27 protein-coding genes and 2 pseudogenes are annotated in these 23,418 nt (G+C 61.0%); 26 read left to right on the forward strand and 3 right to left on the reverse strand.

Annotation, left to right across the window (positions count from 1 at the left end):
- Positions 1–141: 141 nt before the first annotated feature.
- The 5 genes and pseudogenes from ABRP30_RS17600 (at position 142) to ABRP30_RS17620 (ending at position 2,477) form a co-directional block, all read left to right on the forward strand.
- The gene (locus ABRP30_RS17600) at positions 142–921 is read left to right on the forward strand and encodes an NAD(P)-binding domain-containing protein (protein ID WP_349974994.1); all 780 of its coding nucleotides are present in this window, start codon (positions 142–144) and stop codon (positions 919–921) included.
- A gap of 343 nt (positions 922–1,264) precedes the next feature.
- Positions 1,265–1,495 carry a hypothetical protein gene (locus ABRP30_RS17605; protein ID WP_349974995.1) on the forward strand — a complete coding sequence of 77 codons (231 nt, stop codon included), beginning with the start codon at positions 1,265–1,267 and terminating at the stop codon, positions 1,493–1,495.
- Positions 1,491–1,766 (forward strand): annotated as a pseudogene (locus ABRP30_RS17610) (hypothetical protein); the annotation flags it as partial. The gene ABRP30_RS17605 and the pseudogene ABRP30_RS17610, both read left to right, overlap by 5 nt.
- Positions 1,767–1,776: 10 nt before the next feature.
- The gene (locus tag ABRP30_RS17615) at positions 1,777–2,127 is read left to right on the forward strand and encodes a cupin domain-containing protein (RefSeq protein ID WP_349974996.1); all 351 of its coding nucleotides are present in this window, start codon (positions 1,777–1,779) and stop codon (positions 2,125–2,127) included.
- Positions 2,128–2,138: 11 nt separating this feature from the next.
- Positions 2,139–2,477 carry a RidA family protein gene (locus ABRP30_RS17620; RefSeq protein ID WP_349974997.1) on the forward strand — a complete coding sequence of 113 codons (339 nt, stop codon included), beginning with the start codon at positions 2,139–2,141 and terminating at the stop codon, positions 2,475–2,477.
- 184 nt (positions 2,478–2,661) lie between these two features.
- Here ABRP30_RS17620 and ABRP30_RS17625 read toward each other — a convergent pair whose 3' ends face one another.
- A complete protein-coding gene (locus ABRP30_RS17625) occupies positions 2,662–3,723 on the reverse strand; it encodes a GlxA family transcriptional regulator (protein WP_349974998.1) in 1,062 nt (353 codons plus the stop codon).
- Positions 3,724–3,922: 199 nt separating this feature from the next.
- Here ABRP30_RS17625 and ABRP30_RS17630 point away from each other — a divergent pair, with 199 nt between their 5' ends.
- The 4 genes and pseudogenes from ABRP30_RS17630 to ABRP30_RS17645 all read left to right on the forward strand — a co-directional run.
- Positions 3,923–5,314 (forward strand): FAD-binding oxidoreductase, encoded by a 1,392-nt coding sequence (locus tag ABRP30_RS17630; RefSeq protein WP_349974999.1) that lies wholly within the window; start codon positions 3,923–3,925, stop codon positions 5,312–5,314.
- A 10-nt stretch (positions 5,315–5,324) separates the two neighbouring features.
- A complete protein-coding gene (locus ABRP30_RS17635) occupies positions 5,325–6,293 on the forward strand; it encodes an NAD(P)-dependent oxidoreductase (protein WP_349975000.1) in 969 nt (322 codons plus the stop codon).
- A complete protein-coding gene (locus ABRP30_RS17640; RefSeq protein WP_349975001.1) occupies positions 6,290–7,741 on the forward strand; it encodes an aldehyde dehydrogenase family protein in 1,452 nt (483 codons plus the stop codon). The genes ABRP30_RS17635 and ABRP30_RS17640 overlap by 4 nt, the downstream gene beginning before the upstream one ends.
- A gap of 107 nt (positions 7,742–7,848) precedes the next feature.
- Positions 7,849–7,971 (forward strand): annotated as a pseudogene (locus ABRP30_RS17645) (thiamine pyrophosphate-binding protein); the annotation flags it as partial.
- A gap of 396 nt (positions 7,972–8,367) precedes the next feature.
- Here ABRP30_RS17645 and ABRP30_RS17650 read toward each other — a convergent pair.
- The gene (locus ABRP30_RS17650) at positions 8,368–8,469 is read right to left on the reverse strand and encodes a hypothetical protein (RefSeq protein WP_372490331.1); all 102 of its coding nucleotides are present in this window, start codon (positions 8,467–8,469) and stop codon (positions 8,368–8,370) included.
- A 706-nt stretch (positions 8,470–9,175) separates the two neighbouring features.
- Here ABRP30_RS17650 and ABRP30_RS17655 point away from each other — a divergent pair.
- The 9 genes from ABRP30_RS17655 to ABRP30_RS17695 all read left to right on the forward strand — a co-directional run bounded on the left by ABRP30_RS17655 (position 9,176) and on the right by ABRP30_RS17695 (position 16,285).
- Entirely contained in the window at positions 9,176–9,913 is a 738-nt protein-coding gene (locus ABRP30_RS17655) for a hypothetical protein (protein ID WP_349975002.1), read from the forward strand.
- Positions 9,914–10,026: 113 nt separating this feature from the next.
- Entirely contained in the window at positions 10,027–10,242 is a 216-nt protein-coding gene (locus tag ABRP30_RS17660; RefSeq protein WP_349975003.1) for an AlpA family transcriptional regulator, read from the forward strand.
- A gap of 3 nt (positions 10,243–10,245) precedes the next feature.
- The gene (locus ABRP30_RS17665) at positions 10,246–11,124 is read left to right on the forward strand and encodes a ParA family protein (protein WP_349975004.1); all 879 of its coding nucleotides are present in this window, start codon (positions 10,246–10,248) and stop codon (positions 11,122–11,124) included.
- Positions 11,125–11,138: 14 nt separating this feature from the next.
- Positions 11,139–12,674, forward strand: coding sequence for a ParB family protein (locus ABRP30_RS17670; protein ID WP_349975005.1), 1,536 nt, complete (start codon positions 11,139–11,141; stop codon positions 12,672–12,674).
- Positions 12,675–12,690: 16 nt separating this feature from the next.
- Positions 12,691–13,242 carry a DUF2857 domain-containing protein gene (locus ABRP30_RS17675; protein WP_349975006.1) on the forward strand — a complete coding sequence of 184 codons (552 nt, stop codon included), beginning with the start codon at positions 12,691–12,693 and terminating at the stop codon, positions 13,240–13,242.
- Positions 13,236–14,453, forward strand: a complete 1,218-nt coding sequence (locus ABRP30_RS17680; protein WP_349975007.1) for an STY4528 family pathogenicity island replication protein — start codon at positions 13,236–13,238, stop codon at positions 14,451–14,453. The genes ABRP30_RS17675 and ABRP30_RS17680 overlap by 7 nt, the downstream gene beginning before the upstream one ends.
- A gap of 151 nt (positions 14,454–14,604) precedes the next feature.
- The gene (locus ABRP30_RS17685) at positions 14,605–15,360 is read left to right on the forward strand and encodes a PFL_4669 family integrating conjugative element protein (protein ID WP_349975008.1); all 756 of its coding nucleotides are present in this window, start codon (positions 14,605–14,607) and stop codon (positions 15,358–15,360) included.
- Positions 15,357–15,851, forward strand: coding sequence for a DUF3158 family protein (locus ABRP30_RS17690; protein WP_349975009.1), 495 nt, complete (start codon positions 15,357–15,359; stop codon positions 15,849–15,851). The genes ABRP30_RS17685 and ABRP30_RS17690 overlap by 4 nt, the downstream gene beginning before the upstream one ends.
- A 5-nt stretch (positions 15,852–15,856) precedes the next feature.
- Entirely contained in the window at positions 15,857–16,285 is a 429-nt protein-coding gene (locus ABRP30_RS17695) for a single-stranded DNA-binding protein (protein WP_349975010.1), read from the forward strand.
- A gap of 93 nt (positions 16,286–16,378) precedes the next feature.
- Here the strand turns inward: ABRP30_RS17695 and ABRP30_RS17700 are convergent, their stop codons facing one another.
- On the reverse strand, positions 16,379–16,546 hold the full coding sequence (locus tag ABRP30_RS17700; RefSeq protein ID WP_372490332.1) for a hypothetical protein: 168 nt from the start codon (positions 16,544–16,546) through the stop codon (positions 16,379–16,381).
- A gap of 268 nt (positions 16,547–16,814) precedes the next feature.
- Between ABRP30_RS17700 and ABRP30_RS17705 the strand changes: the two genes are divergently transcribed.
- The 8 genes from ABRP30_RS17705 (at position 16,815) to ABRP30_RS17740 (ending at position 23,412) form a co-directional block, all read left to right on the forward strand.
- Positions 16,815–17,090, forward strand: coding sequence for a helix-turn-helix domain-containing protein (locus ABRP30_RS17705; RefSeq protein WP_372490333.1), 276 nt, complete (start codon positions 16,815–16,817; stop codon positions 17,088–17,090).
- Between the two features lie 97 nt (positions 17,091–17,187).
- On the forward strand, positions 17,188–19,155 hold the full coding sequence (locus tag ABRP30_RS17710) for a DNA topoisomerase III (protein WP_349975013.1): 1,968 nt from the start codon (positions 17,188–17,190) through the stop codon (positions 19,153–19,155).
- Positions 19,156–19,896: 741 nt separating this feature from the next.
- On the forward strand, positions 19,897–20,430 hold the full coding sequence (locus ABRP30_RS17715) for an STY4534 family ICE replication protein (protein ID WP_349975014.1): 534 nt from the start codon (positions 19,897–19,899) through the stop codon (positions 20,428–20,430).
- Between the two features lie 67 nt (positions 20,431–20,497).
- Positions 20,498–20,755, forward strand: coding sequence for a hypothetical protein (locus ABRP30_RS17720; protein ID WP_349975015.1), 258 nt, complete (start codon positions 20,498–20,500; stop codon positions 20,753–20,755).
- 66 nt (positions 20,756–20,821) lie between these two features.
- The gene (locus ABRP30_RS17725) at positions 20,822–21,316 is read left to right on the forward strand and encodes a JAB domain-containing protein (RefSeq protein ID WP_349975016.1); all 495 of its coding nucleotides are present in this window, start codon (positions 20,822–20,824) and stop codon (positions 21,314–21,316) included.
- A 65-nt stretch (positions 21,317–21,381) separates the two neighbouring features.
- Positions 21,382–22,098 (forward strand): hypothetical protein, encoded by a 717-nt coding sequence (locus tag ABRP30_RS17730; RefSeq protein ID WP_349975017.1) that lies wholly within the window; start codon positions 21,382–21,384, stop codon positions 22,096–22,098.
- A 130-nt stretch (positions 22,099–22,228) separates the two neighbouring features.
- Positions 22,229–22,744 carry a PilL N-terminal domain-containing protein gene (locus tag ABRP30_RS17735; protein ID WP_349975018.1) on the forward strand — a complete coding sequence of 172 codons (516 nt, stop codon included), beginning with the start codon at positions 22,229–22,231 and terminating at the stop codon, positions 22,742–22,744.
- Positions 22,741–23,412, forward strand: coding sequence for a hypothetical protein (locus tag ABRP30_RS17740; protein ID WP_349975019.1), 672 nt, complete (start codon positions 22,741–22,743; stop codon positions 23,410–23,412). The genes ABRP30_RS17735 and ABRP30_RS17740 overlap by 4 nt, the downstream gene beginning before the upstream one ends.
- Positions 23,413–23,418: the final 6 nt, after the last annotated feature.

A 23,418-nucleotide genomic window follows, 5' to 3' on the forward strand; every position in this document is an offset into this window, starting at 1 on the left:
GTTTTTGAGCCTGGCCTAGAACTCCCATCAACCGTCTCGCACTTTATATCTATTTGACGCCAAAACACGTGATAGTGAAGTGTGTAGGTAACCCGGCCCTTGTGCCACCCTGTCGCGGTGATGCTGACTGAAGGAGAGAACATGTACACCATAGGCATCCTCGGGGTCGGCGACCTGACAGAAAAAACCGTCATAGGCCTTCGCAAAGGCGGCTATGAAGGGGAGATATTGGTGTCGCCTCGAAACGCTGAACGCGCTGAACGCTTAGCTCAAGAGTTCCGCTGTAAGGTGATGGACTGTAATCAATCGGTTGTAGATCACTCTGAGATCCTTTTGCTTGGGGTGCGTCCGACCTCCGCCGCCGAGCTGGCAACCCAAGTGCGCCTGAAACCGGGCCAGCGCTTGCTGTCACTCGTTGCCGGTTTTGGCTCGGATAAGCTCGCTGCGTTGTTCCCTGAGGCTCAATGCGTGCGGGTCATGCTGTCCGGAGCTGCGCAATACAATGCAACAACAGTAGTCATCTATCCGAGCGACACGCTTGCTCAGCAGTGCTTAGGAGTCCTTGGCAATTTGGTAGTCCTGGATGATGAACCGTCATTCGAGCTCGCTACTGTAGCCGCGTGCATGAACGGCTGGTTTTATTTTCTCTTGCATGACCTGCAACAATGGCTAAGCGACAAAGGCCTACCTGAAGCGCAGGCCAGAGCCCTTGTACTAGGCAATGTCCAGGACTGCGTAGCTAGCGCTAAGCAGCAAAACGAACAGTCCCTGAGCACACTTGGGCAGACGATCGCTACACCTGGGACCTTCACTGCAGATGGCTTAGCAGTTCTCAGGCATCAGCCATTGGCTGCTAATTGGGGCGCCGCCTGCGAGGTTGTACTCGATGCTCTGTTGACCCGGGCATCTATTTCCAAGTGACGAGGACAGCCAGAGCGGTCACCAGCCTGCACCTGGGCCAAATGAGAGCAAGCGCATCGTCGCGATTCTCTCTGCGCAGCCCCCATGGAACGAGACAGACAGCTTGTGTAACGTTTGCGACTACCGATTCGTCGGGATGCCCCAGCGAGCCCAGAAACTAAGACAACCCGTCACGGACGTTATATTTTCCCCCCGTAGCCAATGCGATAGTTATCGACTAGCACGGATGCAAGAAATCGAACCTTAATTAATCAGAGTGCGAAACTACCTGAATCCACTTTGAGCAAGCACTCCTCGCCGCGGCCTGAAGAGACGCGCCAATAAAAATAACTAGGAGAAGAACATGTCAGGGCCTAAACACTCATTAGAATATGGTACCCTTAATAACTTCCATCGCAAGTTAGCTGCAGGCGGTCCTTTTCTGGGTGGTTACGTACTAAGTATCATTGGCGTGGTGATGATGCAAATCACTGACGCACTTAAAGTGACCACTTTCTGGGAAGGTCTGATCGCGGCATCAGCCCTGATCGGTGTATTTTTAGGTGGCTTTTTCGGCGGATGGTTTACAGACTGAAATCAGAGCCACTGCGGTAGGGCTCGCCACTTCATTGTCACGAGTGGGGGCGGCGGTTGGAACATACCTGATAACGGTGTCCCTCGCTTCATACGGCATTGGCAACACGATGTTCGTAGCCGCTGCCGTATCGCTGTTTGGCGCACTCATTTCTTGGTGGCTTGCTCCAGAAACCGGGCAGCTCGACCTGCAACAAGCTGCGGCGCTCGGGAGTAATACCAAAAGCCAGCCTCGCAAAGCGTCCCAGCAGTCCTCACCACGTAAAGCGTAAGTAGAATTCTATGACCCAAACTTTGACCGTTGTACGTAATGCCGCCGCTTCCCCTTTAGGCGCATCATCTCCAGCTCGGCTGCCGATTGGGTATCCAATAGCCCAGGCAGCTCTCGGCCAAGATCACACCGACGAGGCGATCGGCGCCAGCGTCGGTGTCTGGGAAAGTAGCCCTGGTGTGTTCCGCCGTCACCTGAAAAATCGTGAGTTCAGCCACATCATCAGCGGGTGGTGCACCTTCACCCCTGACGGTGGTGAGCCGGTGGAACTGCGTGCTGGTGATGCGGTGCTGTTCCCGGAACACTGCGAGGGCGTGTGGGACATACGCGAAACCCTGCGCAAGACATACGTGCTGTTCTAAGGAACGAGACAATGATCGAACGTATCAACCCCGGCCGACGCGCGAGTCAGATGGTAGTGGTAGACGGCCGTATCGAAACCTCGGGCATTGTCGCCTTGCAATCCGGCGATATCGCTGCGCAGACACGCTGTGTACTGGCGCAGTTGGAACAGTGGTTGACTCAAATCGGCGCGGGCAAAGGCAACCTTACGCGCATGCAGATTTGGTTAGCCGACATGAATGAGTTTGCCGCGATGAATGATGTGTATGACGCCTGGGTGGGGGATCAGCCTCCCGTGCGGGCGTGTGTAGGAGCGGCATTGGCTACACCGGATTATCGTATTGAAATCCAGGCCTTTGGCCAGCTCTGACTTCCTGCAACAGGGATAGCGCGTGACTTGCGTAAGCGCTATCCCTTCTGAAATGGCTTTATGTCGGGAAAGGACCGCTACGCGGCACTCAGGATTTCAGCCTTGATCCCTCAATTGGCTCTGCTTTGCAGCCATTACGTTGACAAAGGCTATTCCCTCAAATGACAAGAACAGTGTCACCCGATTAAAGCTCTGGGTCTAACCCCACCTTGTCGCCATGCCAATCGAACCGTTCCACCTCATGCCGGCGCTTGCGGAAGCTATACGGCGTCTCGCCATACTGCTTGCGGAACCACAAGATGAAGTGCGACGCATCGGAAAATCCGCACGCCAAGGCGATAGTGGTGATGTTCTGGCTGGTGTTCACCAACAACCGCCGGGCATGGTCCAGACGTAGCTTGCGCCAGTAGTTGGCTGGCGGATCTTGAGTATTCGTAACAAACTCGCGGTGCAACTGCCGAGGGTGGGTGCCCACCGCTTCAGCTAATGCCTTGAGGGACACCGACGCATCCAGGTTGGCGCGCATGAAGCTGATAGCCCGCTGTACGCGGTCGTTCTGGTACACACTGTCGCTGGCCGCCTTGTCCTGCTGCTCGTCGGCCCGCTCCTCCACCAACAGGTATTCCAGCCCCTTCTGCGCCCGCACCGCACCGCAATGCCGGCGGATGAGGTTGGCCGCCAAGTCGATGGCGGTCCCGCCCGGACAGGTGATGATGCCGTGATCGTCCACATAGCTCTTGTCGATCACCGCCGTGGACTGCGGGAAACGCTCCTTGAATTCATCGCGCAAGGTGAAATGCAGCGCACAGCGCCGGCCATCAAGCAGTCCGGCCTTGCCCAGTACGAATGAGCCGGAGCACAGAGCAATGATCGGAATGTTCGCTGCGTGCAAGTCCCGCAGCGCATCCAGCAGCCAGTCCGGCGGATTCCGGGTCTGTTCCAGCAGGCCGCCGGCGAGCACAATGTAGTCGTATTGGCCCCGTAGGTTCAGCGGTTTGGTCGGCGATATCGGCATGCCGCAGCTGGCGGTAATGGGTTGGTCATCCAGAGTCATCCAATCCCACTGGCAATACAACTGCTGGCTGCGAAACGATTTGTCCGCAGCAAATCGCAGCGAGTCGACCAGCCCCGCTACCGGTACCAGGGTGAACTGGTTCATTAACACGAACCCCACACGCAGCTCGGGCTTCACTGTCGGAATCGATTGCGCGGTGTGCTCGGCTTGTAATTCCTGTTCCGCGAACATGGCCTTGACCTCTGGATATCCGCTATTAGCGCATTTTAAGCATCACACTCCAGCCGAAATATGATGGATTTGTCAGTAAATAGTACTCTTCGGACGTGTTGCGCACCCGTACTATCAATTGTCATGCCTGTAATATCCGCCCCATTGCCACGCTGAGCATCATGTATCCACAAGACAAACATGCTCAGAGGCACCTCTCATGTACCGTGGATTCTGGTATGCCCAGGCGCTTGACCTGGACAACGACCTGGCCCCTGCTCTGCAGGACTCGATTCAAGCCGACGTGTGCATCGTCGGCGGTGGCTTCCTTGGCCTGTGGTCGGCCATCCGCCTGAAGCAGGCGCACCCGGAAAAAACTATCGTCATCGTCGAGCGCGACCGCTGCGGCTCCGGCGCCAGTGGCCGTAACGGTGGCGTGGCCACTAACTGGTGGGGCAAGTACCTGTCGGTGCGCACCATCTGCGGCGATGTCGAGGCACGGCGCATCTGCGAGGCGGCCGAATCGGCCATCGACGAAATCGGCAGCTTCTGCCGCGAACACGACATCGACGCCCAGTACCGCAAGGACGGCTGGCTATGGACCGCCACTAACCAAAGGCAGATGAACTCCTGGCGCGTGCTCACCGACGGCCTGCAGAAGCTCGACGTCAACCCGTTCCAGGAGATGGCCCCCCAGACCATTCGCGGCCGCGTCGGCTCGCCAATGGTACTGGGCGGCATCTACGACCCTAACGCCGCCACCGTGCAGCCAGCCATGCTCGCCCGCGGCCTGCGCCGCGTGGCGCTGAAACTGGGTGTGCAGATCTTCGAAAAGTCGCCGTTCACCCACCTGGAACGCGGCAAAAACCCGGTGGTGCACACCGCCAAGGGTCATGTGAAGGCCAACCACGTGGTGCTGGCCCTCAATGCCTGGGGCGCACAGTTCCCCGAGCTGCGCCGGATGATCGCGATCATGTCCAGCGACATGGTCGCCACCGCGCCGGTCAAGGCCAAGCTCGACGCCATCGGCTTCAGCCGCGGCGAATGCATGACCGACTCGCGCACCGTACTCAACTACTGGCGCAACACCCCGGACGGGCGCGTGGTATTCGGCAAGCCGCTGGGCCAATTCGCCTATGCCGGGCGCATCGGCAACCTGTATGAAAAGCCCTCGCCGGCTGCCGACAAGGTGGCCGCCGAACTGCGCCGCCTGTACCCGCAACTGCAGGACGTGCCAGTGGTCAGCAGCTGGACCGGGCCGATCGACCGGGCCATGAAAGGCCTGCCGAACTTCGGCTACCTCGACCAGCACCAGACCGTCAGCTACGGCATCGGCTTCTCGGGCAATGGCGTGGCCACCACGGTGTTCGCCAGCCGCATCATCAAGTCGCTGGCCACCCATGCCAATGACGAGTGGGCCAACTGTGGCTTGGTCAACCAGAAGATGAAGCTGCTGCCGCCAGAACCGTTCCGCTTCTTTGGCGCGCACCTGGTGCGCGATGCGCTGGTGCGCAAGGAATCGCTGGAAGACCACGACCAGGACGCTGGCTTCATCACCCGCCAGCTGGTTGGCATGGCACCGGCCGGTTACGTACCGGCGCAGAAGAAATAAGGAACCCAGCATGAGCGAACATATCGTCTTCCTCGATGACGAAGGCCTGGCGCCTTCCACCCGCCTCAAGCGCCCTGCCTGCGAGCACAGCTGGCAGCAGTTTACCTACACCCACCCCGACCAGGTGCTGGAGCACCTGAAAGACGCGACGCTGGCACTGACCTGCAGCGTGCCGCTGCGTGAGGAGCACCTGCGCCAGTTGCCCAAGCTGAAGATGATCTCGCTGGCCCTGACCGGCCGCGACATCGTCGATGTCGACTACTGCGAGACCCATGGCATCGAAGTGTCGAGCGTTCCAGGCTATGCCGCCAACACCGTGGCCGAGCACAGCCTAGCGATGATCCTCGAACTGTTCCGCCGCCCGGCCGCGTTCACCCGGCTGATGCGCCAGGTACATGCCGGCGAAAAGCCGCACCAGAACATCTATTTCAACCACCGCATCCGTGACGTGCGCGACAAGCAACTGGCGATCATCGGCAACGGCCCGATCGCCCTGCGCCTGGCGCACCTGGCCCGGGCATTCGGCATGCAGGTGCTGTTCGAGGACCGCGGCGGCAAACGTAAAGGCCCCGACTGCCGGCCGCTGGCCGAGCTGCTGAAAAGCTGCGACGTGCTGTCGATCAACTGCCCGCTCACGCCAGAAACCCACAACCTGATCGACGCCGAGCAACTGGCCCTGATGAAGCCCGACGCCGTGGTGGTCAACACCGGCCGTGGTGGCGTGGTCAACGAAGCAGCGCTGATCCAGGCGCTGCAGGCCGGCCGCCTGGGCGGCGTGGCGCTGGATGTGGTGGAGGTAGAACCGGTGCACCCAAGCAACCCGTTGTTCCAGCTGATTGACCGCGACGACTTCCTGCTCAACCCACACATCGCCTGGAGCAGCGAAGATGCCATGCAGCAGCTGATGGACAGCGCCGTGGACAACATCAGCGACTTCGTCGCCCGCCAACTTTCAGCAAAAAGGATTCGTACCGCATGACCCTCGTTACCAAGAGCAGCTATGTCGACGGCGCCTTCATCGCACTCGGCAGCAGTGCCGACATCCTGGAAAACCGTAACCCATCCAATCCGGGTGAAGTGGTCGAGCGCTTCGAACGCGCCGACCAGGCGCAGACCGAGCAGGCCATCGCCGCCGCCCGCCGCGCGCAGCCAGCCTGGGCACGCAGCAATCCGCAACAGCGCGCTGACGCGCTGGACTTCATCGGCACGGAAATTCTCGCCCGCCGTGAAGAGCTGGCCACGCTGCTAGCCCGCGAGGAAGGCAAAGTGGTGCGCGAAGCCTTGGGCGAAGTGGACCGCGCCGGGCGCTCGTTCAAGTTCTATGCCCAGGAAGCCCTGCGCGCCGAAGGCGAAAAATACCAGTCGGTACGCCAGGACGTAGGCATCGATGTGTTCACCCAGCCGCTGGGCGTCGTCGGCATCATCGCCCCGTGGAACTTCCCAATCGCCATCCCGGCGTGGAAGATTGCTCCTGCGCTCTGCTTTGGCAACTGCGTGGTGTTCAAGCCAGCCGAGCTAGTGCCCTCCTCGGCCTGGGCGCTGGCCGAAATCATCGCCCGCGCCGGTTTGCCGGCGGGCGTGTTCAACATGCTGATCGGCCCTGGGCGCAGCGTCGGTGACACGATCATTCGCTCGCCACTGGTTGACGGCATCAGCTTCACCGGCTCTGAACACATCGGCCGGCAGATCGCCCGGTTGGCCGCCGAAGGCATGAAGAAAGTGCAGTTGGAGATGGGTGGCAAGAACCCGTTGATCGTGCTGGACGATGCCGACCTGGAGCAGGCGGTGGAGATGGCATTGAATGGCTCGTTCTACAGCACCGGGCAACGTTGCACGGCAAGCTCGCGGGTGATCGTGACCGCAGGCATTCACGACGCCTTCGTCGCGCGCCTGGCCGAACGTACCCGTGCACTGAAAGTGGGCGATGCGCTGCAGGCCAGCACCGATATCGGCCCGGTGGTCGATAGCCGGCAACTGGAACAGAACCTGTCGTACGTGGCCGCCGGCCTTGAGCAGGGGGCGAAGCTGGTATGTGGTGGCGAGCGGATCGACAACCAGGCGGGGGCGTACTTGTTCACCCCAGCCCTGTTCACCGAGGTGGCACCAGGCATGCGCATCTACCGCGAAGAAATCTTCGGGCCAGTGCTCAGCGTGCTCAAGGTGCGTGATTACGACGAAGCGTTTGCCGCCGCCGAGGACACCGCGTTTGGATTGTCCGCCGGCATCGTTACCACGTCACTGCGCCATGCCGAGCACTTCAAGCGCAACAGTTCGGCGGGGATGGTCATGGTCAATTTGCCTACTGCGGGGGTGGACTACCACGTGCCGTTTGGGGGGAATGGGGCTTCGAGCCTGGGCTCGCGTGAACAAGGGACGCATGCGCGGCAGTTCTTTACCCGGGTGAAGACGACTTACCAGCTGGCCTAACCGAGCTTCATCGTGGGGCAAGTCCGCTACCTCAAGCAGCCAGTTTGGGCGCGGCTTGACCCCCGATTGCGATCCAACACGCAATGCAATACTTGAGGTAGATAGCAATGGCCAAGGCCGCCGATGTCGTTGTGCAATGTCTGGAAAACGAAGGTGTCGAGTTTGTATTCGGCATCCCTGCTGAGGAAAACCTCGACCTGCTTGATGCTGGGTCTGATTCCAAACTTAAGTAATGGCCTAGAAATTCTTCAAAACTCTCGTAGGCCAGCGTTATTAAATCAAGCAGATCAAACACATGATTCTCGTGGATGATAAATCCGTGGCCATCGTGCTCCCACAATTCCCTTTCAGCCAAAAAAATCATGGACACATTTCCTCAAACTGAGGTCAACAGACTCATTATCGATTGTTTTGAATTCGCTTTCGAGCACCAGCAGCACAGTTCCCAGGGGAAGGTAGTACTCAAGGAAGCAGATTTTTTCGTAGAATTGAGCTAGCCGCAATGCCAAAGGGTCCTTGTTGACCACAGGCTCCGCGCTACCTAGGCTGCGCCCAGCACATCCGCTCCACATCACCTGGATGGAGTGGCCATCGCGGGAAAATGGCTGCTCACAGAACTCGCAGTACTAGAGCAAATCGACGTTGTGCTTAACGCATATAGTTACATGCGGATGAAAGCGTCGCCAATACGAGTAACCTAGAGATCGAATGTCTTCACTTACGCACAATGGGCAATAGGTACGAGTAGTTGCCAGGGAATCAAAACATTATCGCCCAGATACAAACTCCGCCCCTGAGCACGCTAACAGTTTTGTTGGCTTAAACACACTCCGAAACGGGTAATCGGTATGCAAATGCACCAGTTTATTAAACCCGTAACAGCCATGCCACCCCATAATGCTGGCAAGGAGCTTTATTTGCCTGTTGTTCCAACTGTAGCAACGGAGATCCGCCGACTTAAGAATATCTAAATCGGAGTTACGGAATTGTAGGTAAAGGTTTCGTTCAACATACGAACGGAGCGATTCATCAGGTTGGATTCGCAACAGCATTGGTTGCCGGTCCCCAGGGTGCAGGAAGGGTGACGGAGTCGAGAGCTAGGCGAAGGGCCCGGAGCATCGCAGGATGCCGATGAGAAGGACCTCATCGGCATCCTGCGACAGCTTTAATTCTCTAAAACCAAATTTTCCCTGAATTGTCTCAAATTAATTAGAGCGGCGCATGTGCTGAGCGTGGCATTAACGAGCGCGCTGGAATGAGATCCATTCGCGTCAAAATCTGTCGCAACTGGCTTCACCTTGCAGAACCAAGTAATGGCAGTATTGTCATTTGCATTGGATCCGAAAATGGTCTTTCGGAACCCGGCGCGCTCGACGGGGCCGGATCAGCCCCCGCCAGCGATTCTAGGATGAACGCAGCTGGAGGCTGTGTGCCATGATCACGATAAGAAGCTCCTACCACCCCATTGACGCCGCGATCTTGTGGTGTGATCTCTCAGAGCACCAAGACGAAATATTGCAGGTCGACTTGTCACAACCAGGCAGCCTGCGAAAGCATTTCCCGCAGTGGCCTAATCTCCACGACCATGTCGAGTGCATCTACGACGCCATTCTCAGCGGCGAATTGCCAGCGACCTACCTGGGGCAGCCGATTACGTCGGACAGTCACGTACATAGGATGTACTACTCCATTCGGCGCACTGATCTCTTGGTCTGGTTCGTACGGAGCCTGCCAGATCAGAGACCTGCCTTTCTATTTGCTCCAAACGCTGCTCACTCGAGTTGCGTCAGCTTAAATGCACATTTAGCCAAGCAAGCCGAGCTCGAATTTGCCCTGTATCAGATTGAGCAAATGCAGCAAACCCATGCTTCCGCCGCTGATGAAATGGCAGCACTCTCCACGCTCAACGACAAGCTGAAAGCGCGACTCGACTCGCTTGGCATCCCGTCCGAGACCTCCGAGGCCATGCAAAACAGGCTGATTGGCGCAATGCTCGTGGCCACTCTAGGGAAAAACCCAAACGGCAAGCAGCAGTCGATCTATTCCAGCCAGGCAGCGTTGGTGCAAGCCATTCTGCTGCGCTTTCCCGGTGTGGAGGGTTTGAGCAAAAGTACCATTGATCGGCGATTTGCCGACGCGCGCCGGCTTATAGCCCAGGTAAAACGGGGCTGACGCCGCATTGTCAGGCAATGCCCGGCATTGCCTGACAATGTTTTTCACCCTCCTCCGACCTTCACTGACAGTCACTTCCCACCATGCGCCACCCGGCGCTAAGGAGTGACATCATGCAACCCACCAGCCCTGCCCCTCTGCCAGTCGACCGCCACATCATGCGCCGCGATGAAGTGGAGCAGAAAACCGGCTTCAAGCGATCGCACATCTACAACCTGATGAAGGCCGGCCAGTTTCCGCAATGTCGGCGCATTGGCACCCGTGCAGTCGGTTGGGATTCTCTGGAAATCGAACAGTGGGTCCAAGACCGGCTGTCCACGGGGAACTGACCCATGGACGTCCTCTCGCTGATATCGACCAAGGGCGGCGCGGGCAAGACCACCGTCGCCGCCAACCTGGGCGGTGTGCTAGCCGACTCCGGCCTTCGCGTCCTGCTGCTGGACATGGACAGCCAGCCGACACTGTCCAGCTACTACGCCTTGGGCAAGACTCGTGACGCCGGCAGCTACGAACTCATTGCCCAACGGCTGACGGCGTCCGAGCTGGTGATCTCTACCACCGTCATCCAGCGCCTCGATCTGATCGTCTCCAACGACCGCGCCGGGCACATCAGCACCCTGCTGCTGCACGCGGCCGATGGCCGCCTACGCCTGCGCAACCTGCTGCCTGCCTTCGAGGATCACTACGACATGATGATCATCGACACCCAGGGCGCACGCAGCGTAGTCGTGGAGATGGTCATCCTCGCTTCCGCTTGCGCGCTGTGCCCGGTCCCGCCAGAAATGCTCGCCGCACGAGAGCTGCGCAGGGGTACGCTGGGTCTGTTCGAAGAGTTGGAACCCTACCGCTACCTGGGCGTTGACTTGCCATCAGTAAAGCTGCTCCTCAACCAGGTCAATCCCAACCGCCGCGACACGCGCTTGATCATGCAGAGCCTCCAAGCCTCTTTCCAGGAAGACCCTCATGTCAGCGTCTGCAGCACGGTGATCCCCGATCGTGTGGCTTACCCGAATGCCGCTTCGCTCGGCCTGCCTGTGCACCGGGTAGAGCCAGTTCCAGCGCCCGGCAGCCGCAGCCTTTGCGCCGCAGAAGTGATGCGCCGCCTGGCCATCGAGCTATTCCCGCAATGGGCTAAGCAGATTGGCGCGCTCGCCGCGCGTGCGCCGCGCATTCCGACTGCTGCCGCGCACCAACTGCTCCGTCGCGTCTGATCGGAGGATGAGTGATGAAGCCACCAACCTCCGAAGACATCACGCGTCAGCTGCAACAGGCGCACTTTCCGCAGAAACACGATCGCGACCTCGCCAAGGCCACCGTTGGCGATACACCGATGGTAGTCACTCTCGAGCAACTGCGGTCCTACGAGCTCAACCCGCGTGTGGTACGCAACCCGCTGTATGACGACATCAAAGCCTCAATCCGCGAGCGTGGTCTGGATCAGCCACCTGCGATCACCCGGCGTCCCAATGAGCGCCACTTCATCATCCGCAACGGCGGTAACACGCGTCTGAGCATCCTCGGTGAGCTGTGGCAGGAAACGCGCGAAGAGCGGTTCTTCCGTATCCATTGCCTGTTCCGCCCTTGGCAGTCGGAGTCACATGCCTTGCTCGGGCACCTGGCCGAGAGTGACTTGCACGGCCAGTTGACGTTTATCGAGCGGGCCCTCGCAGTGGCGAAGCTTCAGGGCATGTTTGAGCCCGGCGATACCCGCCTCACCCAGCGCGAGCTCGCGGCGCGCTTGAGTGAGGGTGGCTATCCCATCTCGCAGTCACACATCAGCCGCATGTTCGACGTGCTCGAGCACCTGCTCCCTGCCATCCCGCAGATGCTGTACGCGGGGCTGGGCAAATCTGCCATCGTGCGCCTCATCAGTTTGCGACGGCGAGCGGAGTCGATTTGGAATCGGTACTTCGGTGCCCCCGAGCAGTTCCCGCTGTTATGGTTCGAGGTTCTGTCAGCGTTCGACGGTGAAAAACCGGAACTGGATTCGGGTGAGCTGCAGGATGACTTGATTGCCAGAATGGCGGTGAGCCTTGAGCAAACACCTCGTCTGTTGGCTCTGGAGCTGCACCAGGAGCAACGCCCTTCGCTCCCCCCTGCCGACAGCACTCCTACCCCTCAGTCCACTCCAGCGGGTGAGCTTGCAAAGTCCTCGTCTTCACCTGTGGATCCGCCAGAAGCGCCGACTGCGGTACCCAACCCCGAGCCGACAAAAGCTGATGCAGGCCTCTCGGCGCAGCAAGCACCACGCCTGCCCGATATTCGCCAGGCGCTGGGTGACGAGCCGTTGCCAGACAAGCCCCTGGAAGAGCGCGAGTATGCTCCAACTCTGCTTGTTAAGTCGCCATCTGACGCAGCATCACTGGAAAAGATCAGCGCCTTGCGCGCGAGCTGCGCGTCCTTGGCCGCCGAGCTTGCCGTTTACGCAGACGCTGGCGACATGGTCAACGCGCTCGCAGATGACCTCGGCTTCACGCTTTCACCGGGGCATGGCGAGCATAGCCCGCGGCACACCGGTATCCAGCTATTGCTCTCGGCCCTGCTGCGCCTGCAGGACGACGTGGCCTGGAAGGAACGCCAGCAGTTGCCGGCAGCACTGTTTGGTCAGCTGCTGATCGGCGTTTACGACCTCCCCTTCACCGACCGCCCAGCCCTGACGGTGGGCCTTGAACGCCTTCCTGACGCCCAGCTGGAGCAGCTGTTCACGCTGATCCTCCACGCCCGGCACTTGATCGAACTGACGCTGTCGTCCACTCGATAACGTGAGGAGTCACCTCATGAGCACGACTTTCAATCTGTTGAACCATGCCATGTTGAACCAAGTGCTGCATGAGCTACGCCATGGCCGGCTGCAGCGCTGCAAGGCCCTGGGCCTGGCCGATGAAGACATCGAGGTGCTGCAGTCGCTGCCGCCGACCACCTTGTCTCACCTGGCGCACTCTTCGATCGCCTGGGTCGAAGTGAAGGTCGACATCACCGTTTTGCGGCGCCTGATCGTTCAGGCCGAGCGCGACGAACAGAACGAGCGGTTGATCAACCGGGCGCTCAAGTTGGGCGCGAGCTCCAACATCATGTATCGCTGCTTTGGCCTGGACCATTCTGAAACCGCGTTGCGCCGCCGGGTGCTGAAGATCGAGACCCACCGCGGTCGGCCGGTCCAGCTCAGCGAAGCGCAGGAGCATGCCGTATGGAAGCGCTGGAGCCAGTTGCGCACCGAGGATCCGGACAACGATCCGTTGGACACCATGATGATGCTGGCCGAGGAGCAACAGATTAGCCTGACTCTGGTCTGGCAACAGGTCGAACTGTACGGAGGCACTCCATGCTGAGCTTTTACGAGGTCGACTGGCAGGACGTGGTGCGTCAGTGCTACGACGCCCTTCGGCGGCGAAATGAGTGGTACGCGGCGAACGGCAAACTGGCTGTCCCCACTGAGGAGCCCGCGGTGCGGACGATCTACTACGGCGACAACAACCCGCTGCCGCAGACCTTGCTGCTGGATCGCCGCCTGACACCACTGGAACGCAACACTTGGCAAGTACTGCGCTGGCTGATTACCGAACGTAAGGTCAAGACGCCACGCTATCAGGACCTGCAGCCCTACCTGGCGACCAGTCCGTGCGGTGCCCAGGCCTCGCGCGAAACCATCGCCCGCGCACTCAACGTGCTACGCACCACCCGCTGGCTTAGCCTGGTGGACCGGTCTCGCGATGCCAACGGCTGCCTGCGCGGTTGCGTCTATGTGCTGCACGGCGATCCATTGACCGCGGCCGAGCAGTTGGAACTGGACAGCGGCTACGCGGCGCTGCTGCAACAGAACCTCTCGCATGCTACCAAAGGGGTCCGAGACGTGGCGCAGCATGTGATCGCGGAAATCCAGGCCGACCCGCAGATATCCCAACTCGACAAGGACAAGCTCGGCTCGCTACCACCGGTTCAACAGCAAACGCTGCCGCTGATGAGCGATGAACCAGATACAGGGGATTCCGAACCTGGCGCACTCGACCTCGTTCGGAATTCTCAGGCTGGCGCAACCAATCCCGAACCCTGCAGCAAAGCAGCGGATTTAGTTGTGGTTCGGAATACCGACGCTGGCCGTACAGTACAGAAAGAGCAAAGCAAAAAAAGTACGGTACTGGGGCAGGTGGAGTTTGGTCGAGCACGATGGCCCAAAGATTTACCGCTGAACCCGAACGAGCGGCGCATGGCCTCCCAGGCGATGCGTCAGCTCGAGCCGGAACAGCAACAAGCGGTAATCAACGAAGCGGCGGTGCGCTGCGCCCGCGGTGAGATCCGAAAACCCGTCGCCTACCTGATGGGCTTGATCAAGCGCGCGTGCCAAGGCGAGTTCACCCTGTGGGCCGCGCGTAGCGAGGAAGAGAGATCCTCAACCCCTCCTTCGCGCCCAGCCAACTCTGCGTCAGAGGAACCGCCCCGCGAACGACCGAAGCGTGGCAGTCAGCGCAGCGCGTCGCCACTTGCCCTCTCCTGCCTTGAGGAACTGAAACAACGTTGCCGAGGGATCACTCCGGCTACATAGGGCTGGAACTCGGTGGACATAATGCCATTGCCATTGACTCCAGAGACGTCCACCCTTCTGGAAATGTGACCGCACCACCTTCGCGATGATGCGCGTCGCCGGCCAGGGTTAGGCCCATTGTCGGCGTCATTCCGACGGCGAGGTACTGGCGATGGTCGATCACTACCAACTCAACCTGGGCTCCCTGCGCAGCAGCATCACCCTCACCCTGCACACCCACCATGCGGCACGGCTGTGGCAGGGGCGTAGCGGTCGCGACGGGGTACATCCGATCCTGGGCATGCCCGGTTACATCAGCGTCACCAACCTGCTCAAACACGCCAGCAGCCAGGGCGACCCGTACGCGGACTGGTTCATGCTGCAGCTGGAAGAAAAGCTGCTGCAGGCTAGGCTCGACATGGCCACGCTGACGCAGCAAATGAGCCGAGTGGAACGGGCGCTGCCCACACAAGTCGATGTCGGCGACAACCTCAATATTCACCCCGTCACCCTGCCGCTGTTCATCGGCAGCCAGCTGGGCTTTCTCGCGATCTACCTGCTCACCGACTACGACACCCTGGTCCGGCGGGTGCTGCTCGCCCACCACACCGCACTGATCGGCCGGGGCGACATGGAGTCCTGGATCGATGGCGGCGCCCATCTGCTGCGCAGCCTGTTTGGCCTGGCGCAGCGCTACCGCCTGGCCGGGGTAAGCCGCGACGACATGGCCGCCAACAACGCCCGCGCCCGCGAAGCCATCGACAAGTTCGGCATCTTGCCGCAGGACATTCTTGAGGGCACGCGCCGCTCCCAGTTCGCTCCACTCATCGCGCGCAACAACGCGCCCTCCGAGATCGAAGGCTCGAATCCGCCGCAAGCCCAGGAGCAGCCTACAGCGGACACCTCAAACGACGGGGGTGAGGCATGACCCTGGCCGAAGCCATTGCCCGGCGTTTGTCAGCCGATGCCTATCGCGAGTTCGCACAAGGTGCCTCCCTAAAAGGCCTTTTAAAGCCTTTTAAGGGTAAGGGGGAGCTGCATCAGTTCGCCGAGACGATCCTGCGCCTGCGCGCCCAGGTCGCCGAGTTGATGGCGGTGATGCTGGCGATCATGGCCCAGCCACCCTTCTCGTTGTTGGAGCTGCGACTAGTCGTCCAGCACAGCGCGACGGGCACCGATTTCCTGCGCTGGCGCAGCCCGGATTTTCTGCGCATGGGCGTGCAGGTGTGGCAGGAGGCAGTGGCTCAGCCGCGGCTGCATCCTGAATTGCGGCAGGCGCTGTATCAGCTGGAGACCAACCGCGTGGTGCTGAACCTGCAGATGAGCAGCCTGCAGTCGCTGTACCGCCAGGCTATCTCTGGCGCCAGCAAGCTCGAGGCCGCCGAGCTCGCCCTAACCCGTTCCCCCACCGAGGAGTAACACGCATGAGTACTTTGTTTGTTGGTGAAGGCAACATCGGCAGCGTTCCGGAGTATCAGGAATTCAACACCAATCCGGATGAGCCGCGCCGCATGCTGAGGCTGAATGTCTATTTCGACAATCCGGTACCGCGCGAAGGCGGCTACGAGGATCGCGGCGGCTACTGGGCGCCCGTCGAGCTCTGGAACCGTGACGCCGAACACTGGGCCACCCTGTACCAGAAAGGCATGCGGGTCCTGGTCGAGGGGCGCACGGTCAAAGAGGAATGGGAGGACAGCGAGGACAATGCGCGCGTGACGTTCAAGGTGGAGGCGCGGCGGATCGGTATCCTGCCGCACCGCCTAGCTTCGGTGACCATGCGCGAGAAAGCCAGCGATAACGCCAGTGGTTCGCGCAAGGGAGTTGGCAAGAAAGCACCACGCAAGCCCGGGTAAGTGCGTGGTATCCAGTGGAATCGCCGCCTGCAACGCGAAATCACTGGAACCATGCAGGCAGCTCAGCGGGCATTACTGGGTGCTGCCGTTGGCTCATTCTCGCCGGGCACTCCTGCGCCGCTCACTTTCCAACAATTGCTTCACTTCCGCCAGGCACTGGTCCAGGGCAAGGAACGCCCGCCAGTGCAGCGGACTCTCCTGAACCCAGGCAATCAGCCGGGCGCGAGCCTGCTCCTGATCCGGTTCCAGATGGGTGGCCATGAACAGCTCATAAGCCTTGATCGCTAACGCATCTGCCTCACTCTGGTGGGTTCCGTGCAAGTTGTTGCCTCCGTGGTGACGGTCGAGTCATCTATTTTTTTCGGTGATACGCCCCAGATGGTTGTTAGTCAACCTTTTGAGTCGTTCATATCTTTGGGTTGCTGCTCGACCATATAGGTCGAATCGGAGAGCGCCCCCCTTGCCCGTCAAAGAGCCTAGCCCACATCACATTGGTCGCCAGTTGGCGAAGTATCGTCGAACCCGGCACTTGACCCAAACGCAGGTCGGCGAGCACCTGCAGATCTCTGGTGAAGCGGTGTCGCGCCTGGAGCGAGGCTTCGTTGACCTCTCGGTGTCCAAGCTGCTGCAATTGGCCGACTTGTACGGCTGCCCCGCCGATGAACTGCTGCTCGCGATCAGCCCTCGGCCGCAGGACCTGGGGGTGCAGATCAACTCGATCATCAAGGAGCTCGATGACGCAGATAAGCAGTTCGCCTTGGAGTCTCTGAAAACGCTGGCGAACCACCTCGCACAGCGCAAGTAACACCTGCCCGCCGATATGAACTCGGCACCTTCGGATTTACCCTGGCGTTCCGCGATCACACCCCCACCCTGTCGGTACCCACCGAGAGGGCACGTTTATGCGCCTGTTCATCTGCGAGAAACCATCCCAAGCCCGCGACATCGCCCGGGTGCTGCAGGCCAGCCGCCGCGGTGATGGTTGCCTGAAGGGGCAAGACATCACTGTCACCTGGTGCGTTGGCCATCTGTTGGAAACCGCGCCGCCTGAAACCTATGGCGATTACAAACGCTGGTCGCTGGATGACTTGCCGATCATTCCCAGCCACTGGCAATTGGTCGCCAAACCCAAGGTCGCTGGCCAGCTCAAGGTGATTAGCCAACTGCTGCGCACCTGCAGGGAAGTGGTCATCGCCACCGACGCCGACCGCGAGGGCGAGATGATCGCCCGGGAGATTCTCGAGCGCTGCCTGTACCAGGGACCCATTTTGCGCCTGTGGCTATCCGCGCTGGATGAGACGTCGATCCGTCGAGCCTTGGGCGCCTTGCGTCCGGGGGAGCAGACCTTGCCGCTGTACCACTGTGCCCTCGCCCGCTCCCGTGCCGACTGGCTTGTGGGCATCAACCTGAGCCGGCTTTTTACCCTGCTCGGCCGCCGCGCCGGTTTCGATGGACTGCTCCCGGTGGGCCGCGTACAGACGCCCACCCTGCGCTTGGTGGTCGAGCGCGACCGGGCGATCGCCAGATTTGTGCCGCAGCCGTTCTGGACCGTCGATGCGCATCTGGAGCAGGACGGGATCCGCTTTCAAGCGCGCTGGCAGCCCCCGACCGCAGTCAGCGATGCGGTTGGACGCTGTATTGACGAAACCGCCGCACAGCAGGCGCTGAGGCGCCTCACTCAAGCTGGCACCGCGCAGATCGACAGTGTCGAAGTCGAGCGCGTGCGCGAAGGCCCGCCGCTGCCGTTCGACCTGGGCACGTTGCAGGAGATCTGCTCGGCCAAGCTCGGACTGGGTGCACAGGAGACCTTGGCTACCGCACAGGCCCTGTATGAAACCCACAAGGCAACGACCTACCCGCGGACGGATTGCGGCTACTTGCCGGAGAGTATGCTCGATGAGGTGCCGCGCGTACTTCACGCCCTGGCCGCAGCCGCACCCTCGCTGGGGGCAGTGCTCAAGGAAGTCGACCCCAGCCGCCGCTCCCGTGCCTGGAACAGCAGCAAGATCACCGCGCACCAAGGCATCATTCCCACCGCCGTCACGCTGGATCTGGCGCAGCTCTCCGAGCGCGAGCGGGCGGTTTACACGCTGATTCGCGCCCGCTATCTCGCGCAGCTCATGCCCGAGCACGAGTACCTGAAAACCCAGGCGCATTTGCACAGCCAGTCCGACCATTTGCTGGCGCGCGGCAAGCAGATCCTTGTTCGCGGCTGGAAGGCAGTGATCAACGAGGCCGACGGCACCGAGCCGGCAGAACAGGCGCAGCGCTTGCCGACGTTGCGTGAATCCGCGACGGTAGCGCTGATCGACGCCACGCTCAACGCACAGCGCACACAACCGCCCAAGGCCTACACCGAAGGCACCCTGGTCAGAGCGATGAAAACCATCGCCAACCAGGTGGCCGAGCCGCGCCTGAAGCAGAAGCTCAAGGACAGCTGCGGACTCGGTACTGAGGCCACCCGCGCGGCGATCATCCAAGGCCTGATCGACCACGGTTACCTGACCAAGAAGAAACGCAGCCTGGCTGCCTCAGCGGCGGCACATACCTTGATCGAAGCGGTTCCACCAGAGGTGGCCGACCCGGTCATGACCGCGCTGTGGGAGCAGGCGCTGGACCGCATCGAATCGGGCCAGCTGAGTGTCGAGACCTTTCTCGCCAAACAGGCAGAATGGCTGACTCGACTGGTGCGCAGTAACGCCACGCTCACCTTGCGCCCGCCCCCCAGCAAGGGGCCGTTCTGCCCGGTGTGCCGCAGCGCCATGCGCCAGCGCAAAGGTCGCACCGGCAGCTTCTGGTCGTGCACCCGCTACCCCGAATGCAAGGGCACCAAACCGGTGGCAAAAACCAAACGGGCGAAAAACGCATGACTTGACGGCGCACCGCAGCGCTGGTGTAGTGATCTGGCCCCTCGCCGCTTGGCGACCTAGACCGATTCGCTCCGGGCAGCTCGGTCAGACTCCTAGAGTTCGGAGCCACACTCCAGCGCATCTGCGGATGACTTCTCAGCGTTCCAAGTCTCCCAGGTGGATGACCCGTGCGGCTTGCACCAGGCCTCAGGGGTCATCCGCTTCGGCGACGATGCTCAGCTCCGGTGCCCGCCGGCGAAACACTGGGCACCTTTTGTGCGCGGATGCGTGCCAGTTGATTCCGACCCAGGCCACGACAAGGGTCGGTTGATCCAGGTGGATCGGCAGTGGAGGTCTGCGACGGACTCCGGTGCCACATCGCCGGGTCAAGGGTGGTCCAACTCCTCCTAGCCTGATGACCGTCGGGCTATTTTTTCGCCGCCGACAATCCACCGAAAGCCACCCGATTCCGCCCGCTCAGAGCGCCTTAAAACCATGGTTGACGGGCCTTTCGCGGCGTTTTATAGATGAGCTGCACACCGCTGTCGTTGACAGCACCCAGGTAGCCAGGACCTTCAAGGCTACGCCCGTTTCGGGTGGTTCTCCCCCAAAGTGCGACTCGCGCTCGGCAGCTCGCACGGTCACCGTCCCATCGGTGATGAGCGCCTTCTCGACCGATCATGTGTTTGCACCTCCCCTTGCGGAACTCACCAGCCGCCAGGGCCGGTGGATGTCCGCGTTCTGCTGAACAGGAGCTCCATCATGACTACTGCAAGCAATAACGCACCCACCACCTACTTCAACCTGCACACCCAAGGCATCGGTTACCTGAACCGTGTTCGCGAAGTCCCGGTTCGCCGCGGCCAAGCGTTCATGGCCTGTGACATCGCTGCCCTGCACGGTGCCTCGGACGACGTCGAGTACACCCGCTTCGACTGCAAGGTCGCCAGCGGTGAAGCCGACCGGCTGATCCGTGAACACCTAGAAGACGTCCGCGCGGAACGCAAGGTCCTTATCGCGTTTCGCATCGGCGACCTCTGGATCGATCCGTTCATGTACGAGAAAGGTGAACGCAAGGGGCAACCCGGCGCCAGCCTCAAAGGCCGACTGATCTTCATCGAGTGGATCAAGGTCGACGGTCAGTTCAGCTACCGGGCGCCGGCTCGCACCGACGCTGCTGCAGCGCCTGAGGCTACTGAATCAGCAGAGTCGGAACAGGCTGACGGTGACGCTGACCAAGGCCAGCCAACCCCAGCCGTTGCACGCAAATCCACAGCCGCACGCCAGTCTGCTTGAGGCAGGTTGACCGCCCGCAACAGGCGCTCTTAGGAGCGGCTGTTGTTCATTCACGTCGGAGGTCGCCATGGAAAGCTTCTGGCTCTGCGAAGACTGCCTGCAGGCGGTCGCCTACGACGACTTCAGCGGACTGTCGCTGTACTACAGCGAGGCTGAAGTCGAACACCGCATCGCTCACATGCGCGCCCAACTGCAGGCCCTGCTACCGCTGAGCGCCGATTTCGATCCGCAGACCGGCGCCGGTATCGAGGCCTTCTCCCTGCAACCGTGCGAGGGCTGCCAAAACCCGCTGCACGGTACTCGGCATCGCTTCACGCGCCTTTGATCACACACTTAAACCAGCCTGGGGCACGCCCTCAGGAGGCGCCTCAGCTCTCACGAGGAATTGCCCATGAACACCGCCTTGAACCTGGTCGACCCGATCAATCCCGTATTGGCCCAACGCGCCCGTGAGGATGCGCTGATCACCGAGGCCCTGCAGTTGCTGGACCAGCGTCACTTCCAGCGCGGCGAGGTGCTGATAACCCCCGCCGATGCTGCGGCCTACTTGAAACTGCAGCTCGCCCCCTACCACCACGAGGTGTTTGCCCTGCTCTGTCTCGACTCGCGCCACCGTGTGCTGAGCTTCGACATCCTCTTCACCGGCAGCATTGACGGTGCCTCCGTGTATCCCCGCCAGGTGGTGATCAAGGCACTCGAACACAATGCCGCCGCCGTGATCTTCAGCCACAACCACCCCTCCGGCTGCTCGGAACCTAGCGGCGCCGATCGGGTGCTCACCACCCGCCTGACCGAGGCTTTGGCCTTGGTCGAGGTATGCGTCCTGGACCACATCATCATCGGCGAAGGCACTCCGCTTTCGTTGGCCGAGTACGGCTGGATGTGACAGCCCACCTTGCCCATGAGGTCACCGCCCGTTCGGGGTGGCCTCGGCGTTTTCGGAGAACCACCATGCACCCTTCTCTTACCAATCCGTTTCTTCGCGGCTTCCAAGACCTGCGCTACGAGCGTGTCCTGCAAATCAGCTATGCCGACGATTGCCCACCGTGCTACCGCGCCCTGCACCCGGCTCAGAACGAGCTGCCCGATGAGGTCATTAGCCTGCAACCGTGCCGGTTCGATGACGACGTCGCGGTGATCACCGACGGTGTATGCATACCCGAGTTTGTGCGCATGCGCTGCCCGGCCGACGGCCTAGTGAACACGGTGCTCTACCAGATCATGGGCAATCAGCTCGGACGCTCGATGCATATCGGCGACCTCGGCAACGTCGAGGCTGCGCGTAACCTGATCGAGCAACTGTCCTTTGCCACCGGACACTACAGCCGCAGTTGGGAGATCAGCAGCGCGCACCTGCCCGCAGACGAGTTCGAGTTCCTGCAGGTGTGCACCTGGTGCAATTCGCCAGCGGGCTTCTTCGAGTGCTTCGAGCTCCACAGCAACCATGCCGTGGGGTGCAAGCTGTACTCGACACCCTGGGTAGCGGCACATGAAGCCAGCAGGATCGGCTGGAGCGCCAGCGAAGTCTGTGCGCGCATGCGCGATGACCATGTCCCGCCGGTGCTGCTCCAGCTGCTGATGCTGGCAGGCCAGGCAGACACCCGCCTGCTGATCTTTGACCCTGACGCCGCACCACTGGCGGAGCTACCGCTATTCACCGAAGACTGACCAAGGCGCCCTCCCGGGCGCCTTTTTTGTGGTAGCCGACTGAAAAGCTGGCTGGCTAGATTCGGTTTTCCAGTGGGGACTCGACTCACACCTTCGCCATCGTATCGGCAACATTTGTCGAGACACGGTCATGCACACACCCACACTCTCCACCCTCGGACTGATGATCGCCCTGGCGGGCTGCAGCACGCCGCCACCGCCTCCAGCCCCGGCATCCGCAGCACCACCCGCTTTGCCGGGGGCATCGTCCAAGCCGAAAACCCAGCTTCCGGCCTGGGTGCGCCAGGACCGTTACACCCTGGTCACCACCCGGCCGACGCTGGAGCAGCGCCAGCCACTGTATCAATTGGTCAACGTACAAATTGCACCAGCCCTGCATGCCAGCGTCGGTGAAGCCCTGCGTCACGTGCTGCAACGCTCGGGCTACGCGCTGTGTGCCGATAGCGCTGCGGTGGATCGCTTGTTCCGTCGCCCTCTGCCCGCAGTACAGCACCAGCTCGGACCTATCTCGCTGCTGGACGCCCTGACCATCATCGGCGGCCCGGCCTGGCGACTCGACATCGAACCGGTCGAACGGACCGTGTGCTATGTCCTGCGCGTGCCGTCGCCCGCTCCCCCCTTTTCGACCCTGGAGCTTACGCCATGAAGGTCCTCCATTTTCAGGCCCTAGTGGTCGGTGCCCTGTGCCTGGGCGCCGCCGTGCTCGCCGCCGAAACGTACAACCATCATCAGCAACTGGCTGAGCTTCAGGCTGCCGCCCACAACGCCCCGGCCGATCCAGCGCCGGCCTTGCGCCGCGATGTCTATGAGTTGGCCGACCGGCTTACGACGCTGCAGCCGCAGGTCGTGGCGTTGGGCGAGGCGCAAGGTCGACACACTGCAGCGCAGGCCACCCTCGGCCAGCAGCAGGATGAGCTGGCCGTCTCGCTCAAGGCGCTCGAGGCGGCACCGCCAGGGCCGAGCAGCAACGATCTGACGGCTTTGGAACAACGGTTGGCCACGGCAGAGGCCACGCTCGAGAAACTGTCAGCCCGCCCTGCTGCGCCAGCAACCGCCAACACGCAACCGCAGGCCTCCAGTGGTGAGAAAGCCAAGGCCAAGCCTCTGGCCCCGCCCTTCACCCTGCTGGGTATCGAGACCCGAGGTGACGTCAGGTTTGTGGCAGCCCTGCCTGCGGGTGCGCATTCGCTGACGACCGTGCACTTGCTACAGCCTGGCGACAGCTTGAACAGCTGGCAGCTGCGCGCGATCCGCGCGGACCAGGTGGTGTTCCATGTCCCGGGGCATGGCGACCACACACTGCCACTGCCGTGACGAGGT

The sequence above is a fragment of the Pseudomonas sp. WHRI 8519 genome (assembly GCF_040224055.2).
GTDB lineage: Bacteria > Pseudomonadota > Gammaproteobacteria > Pseudomonadales > Pseudomonadaceae > Aquipseudomonas > Aquipseudomonas putida_X.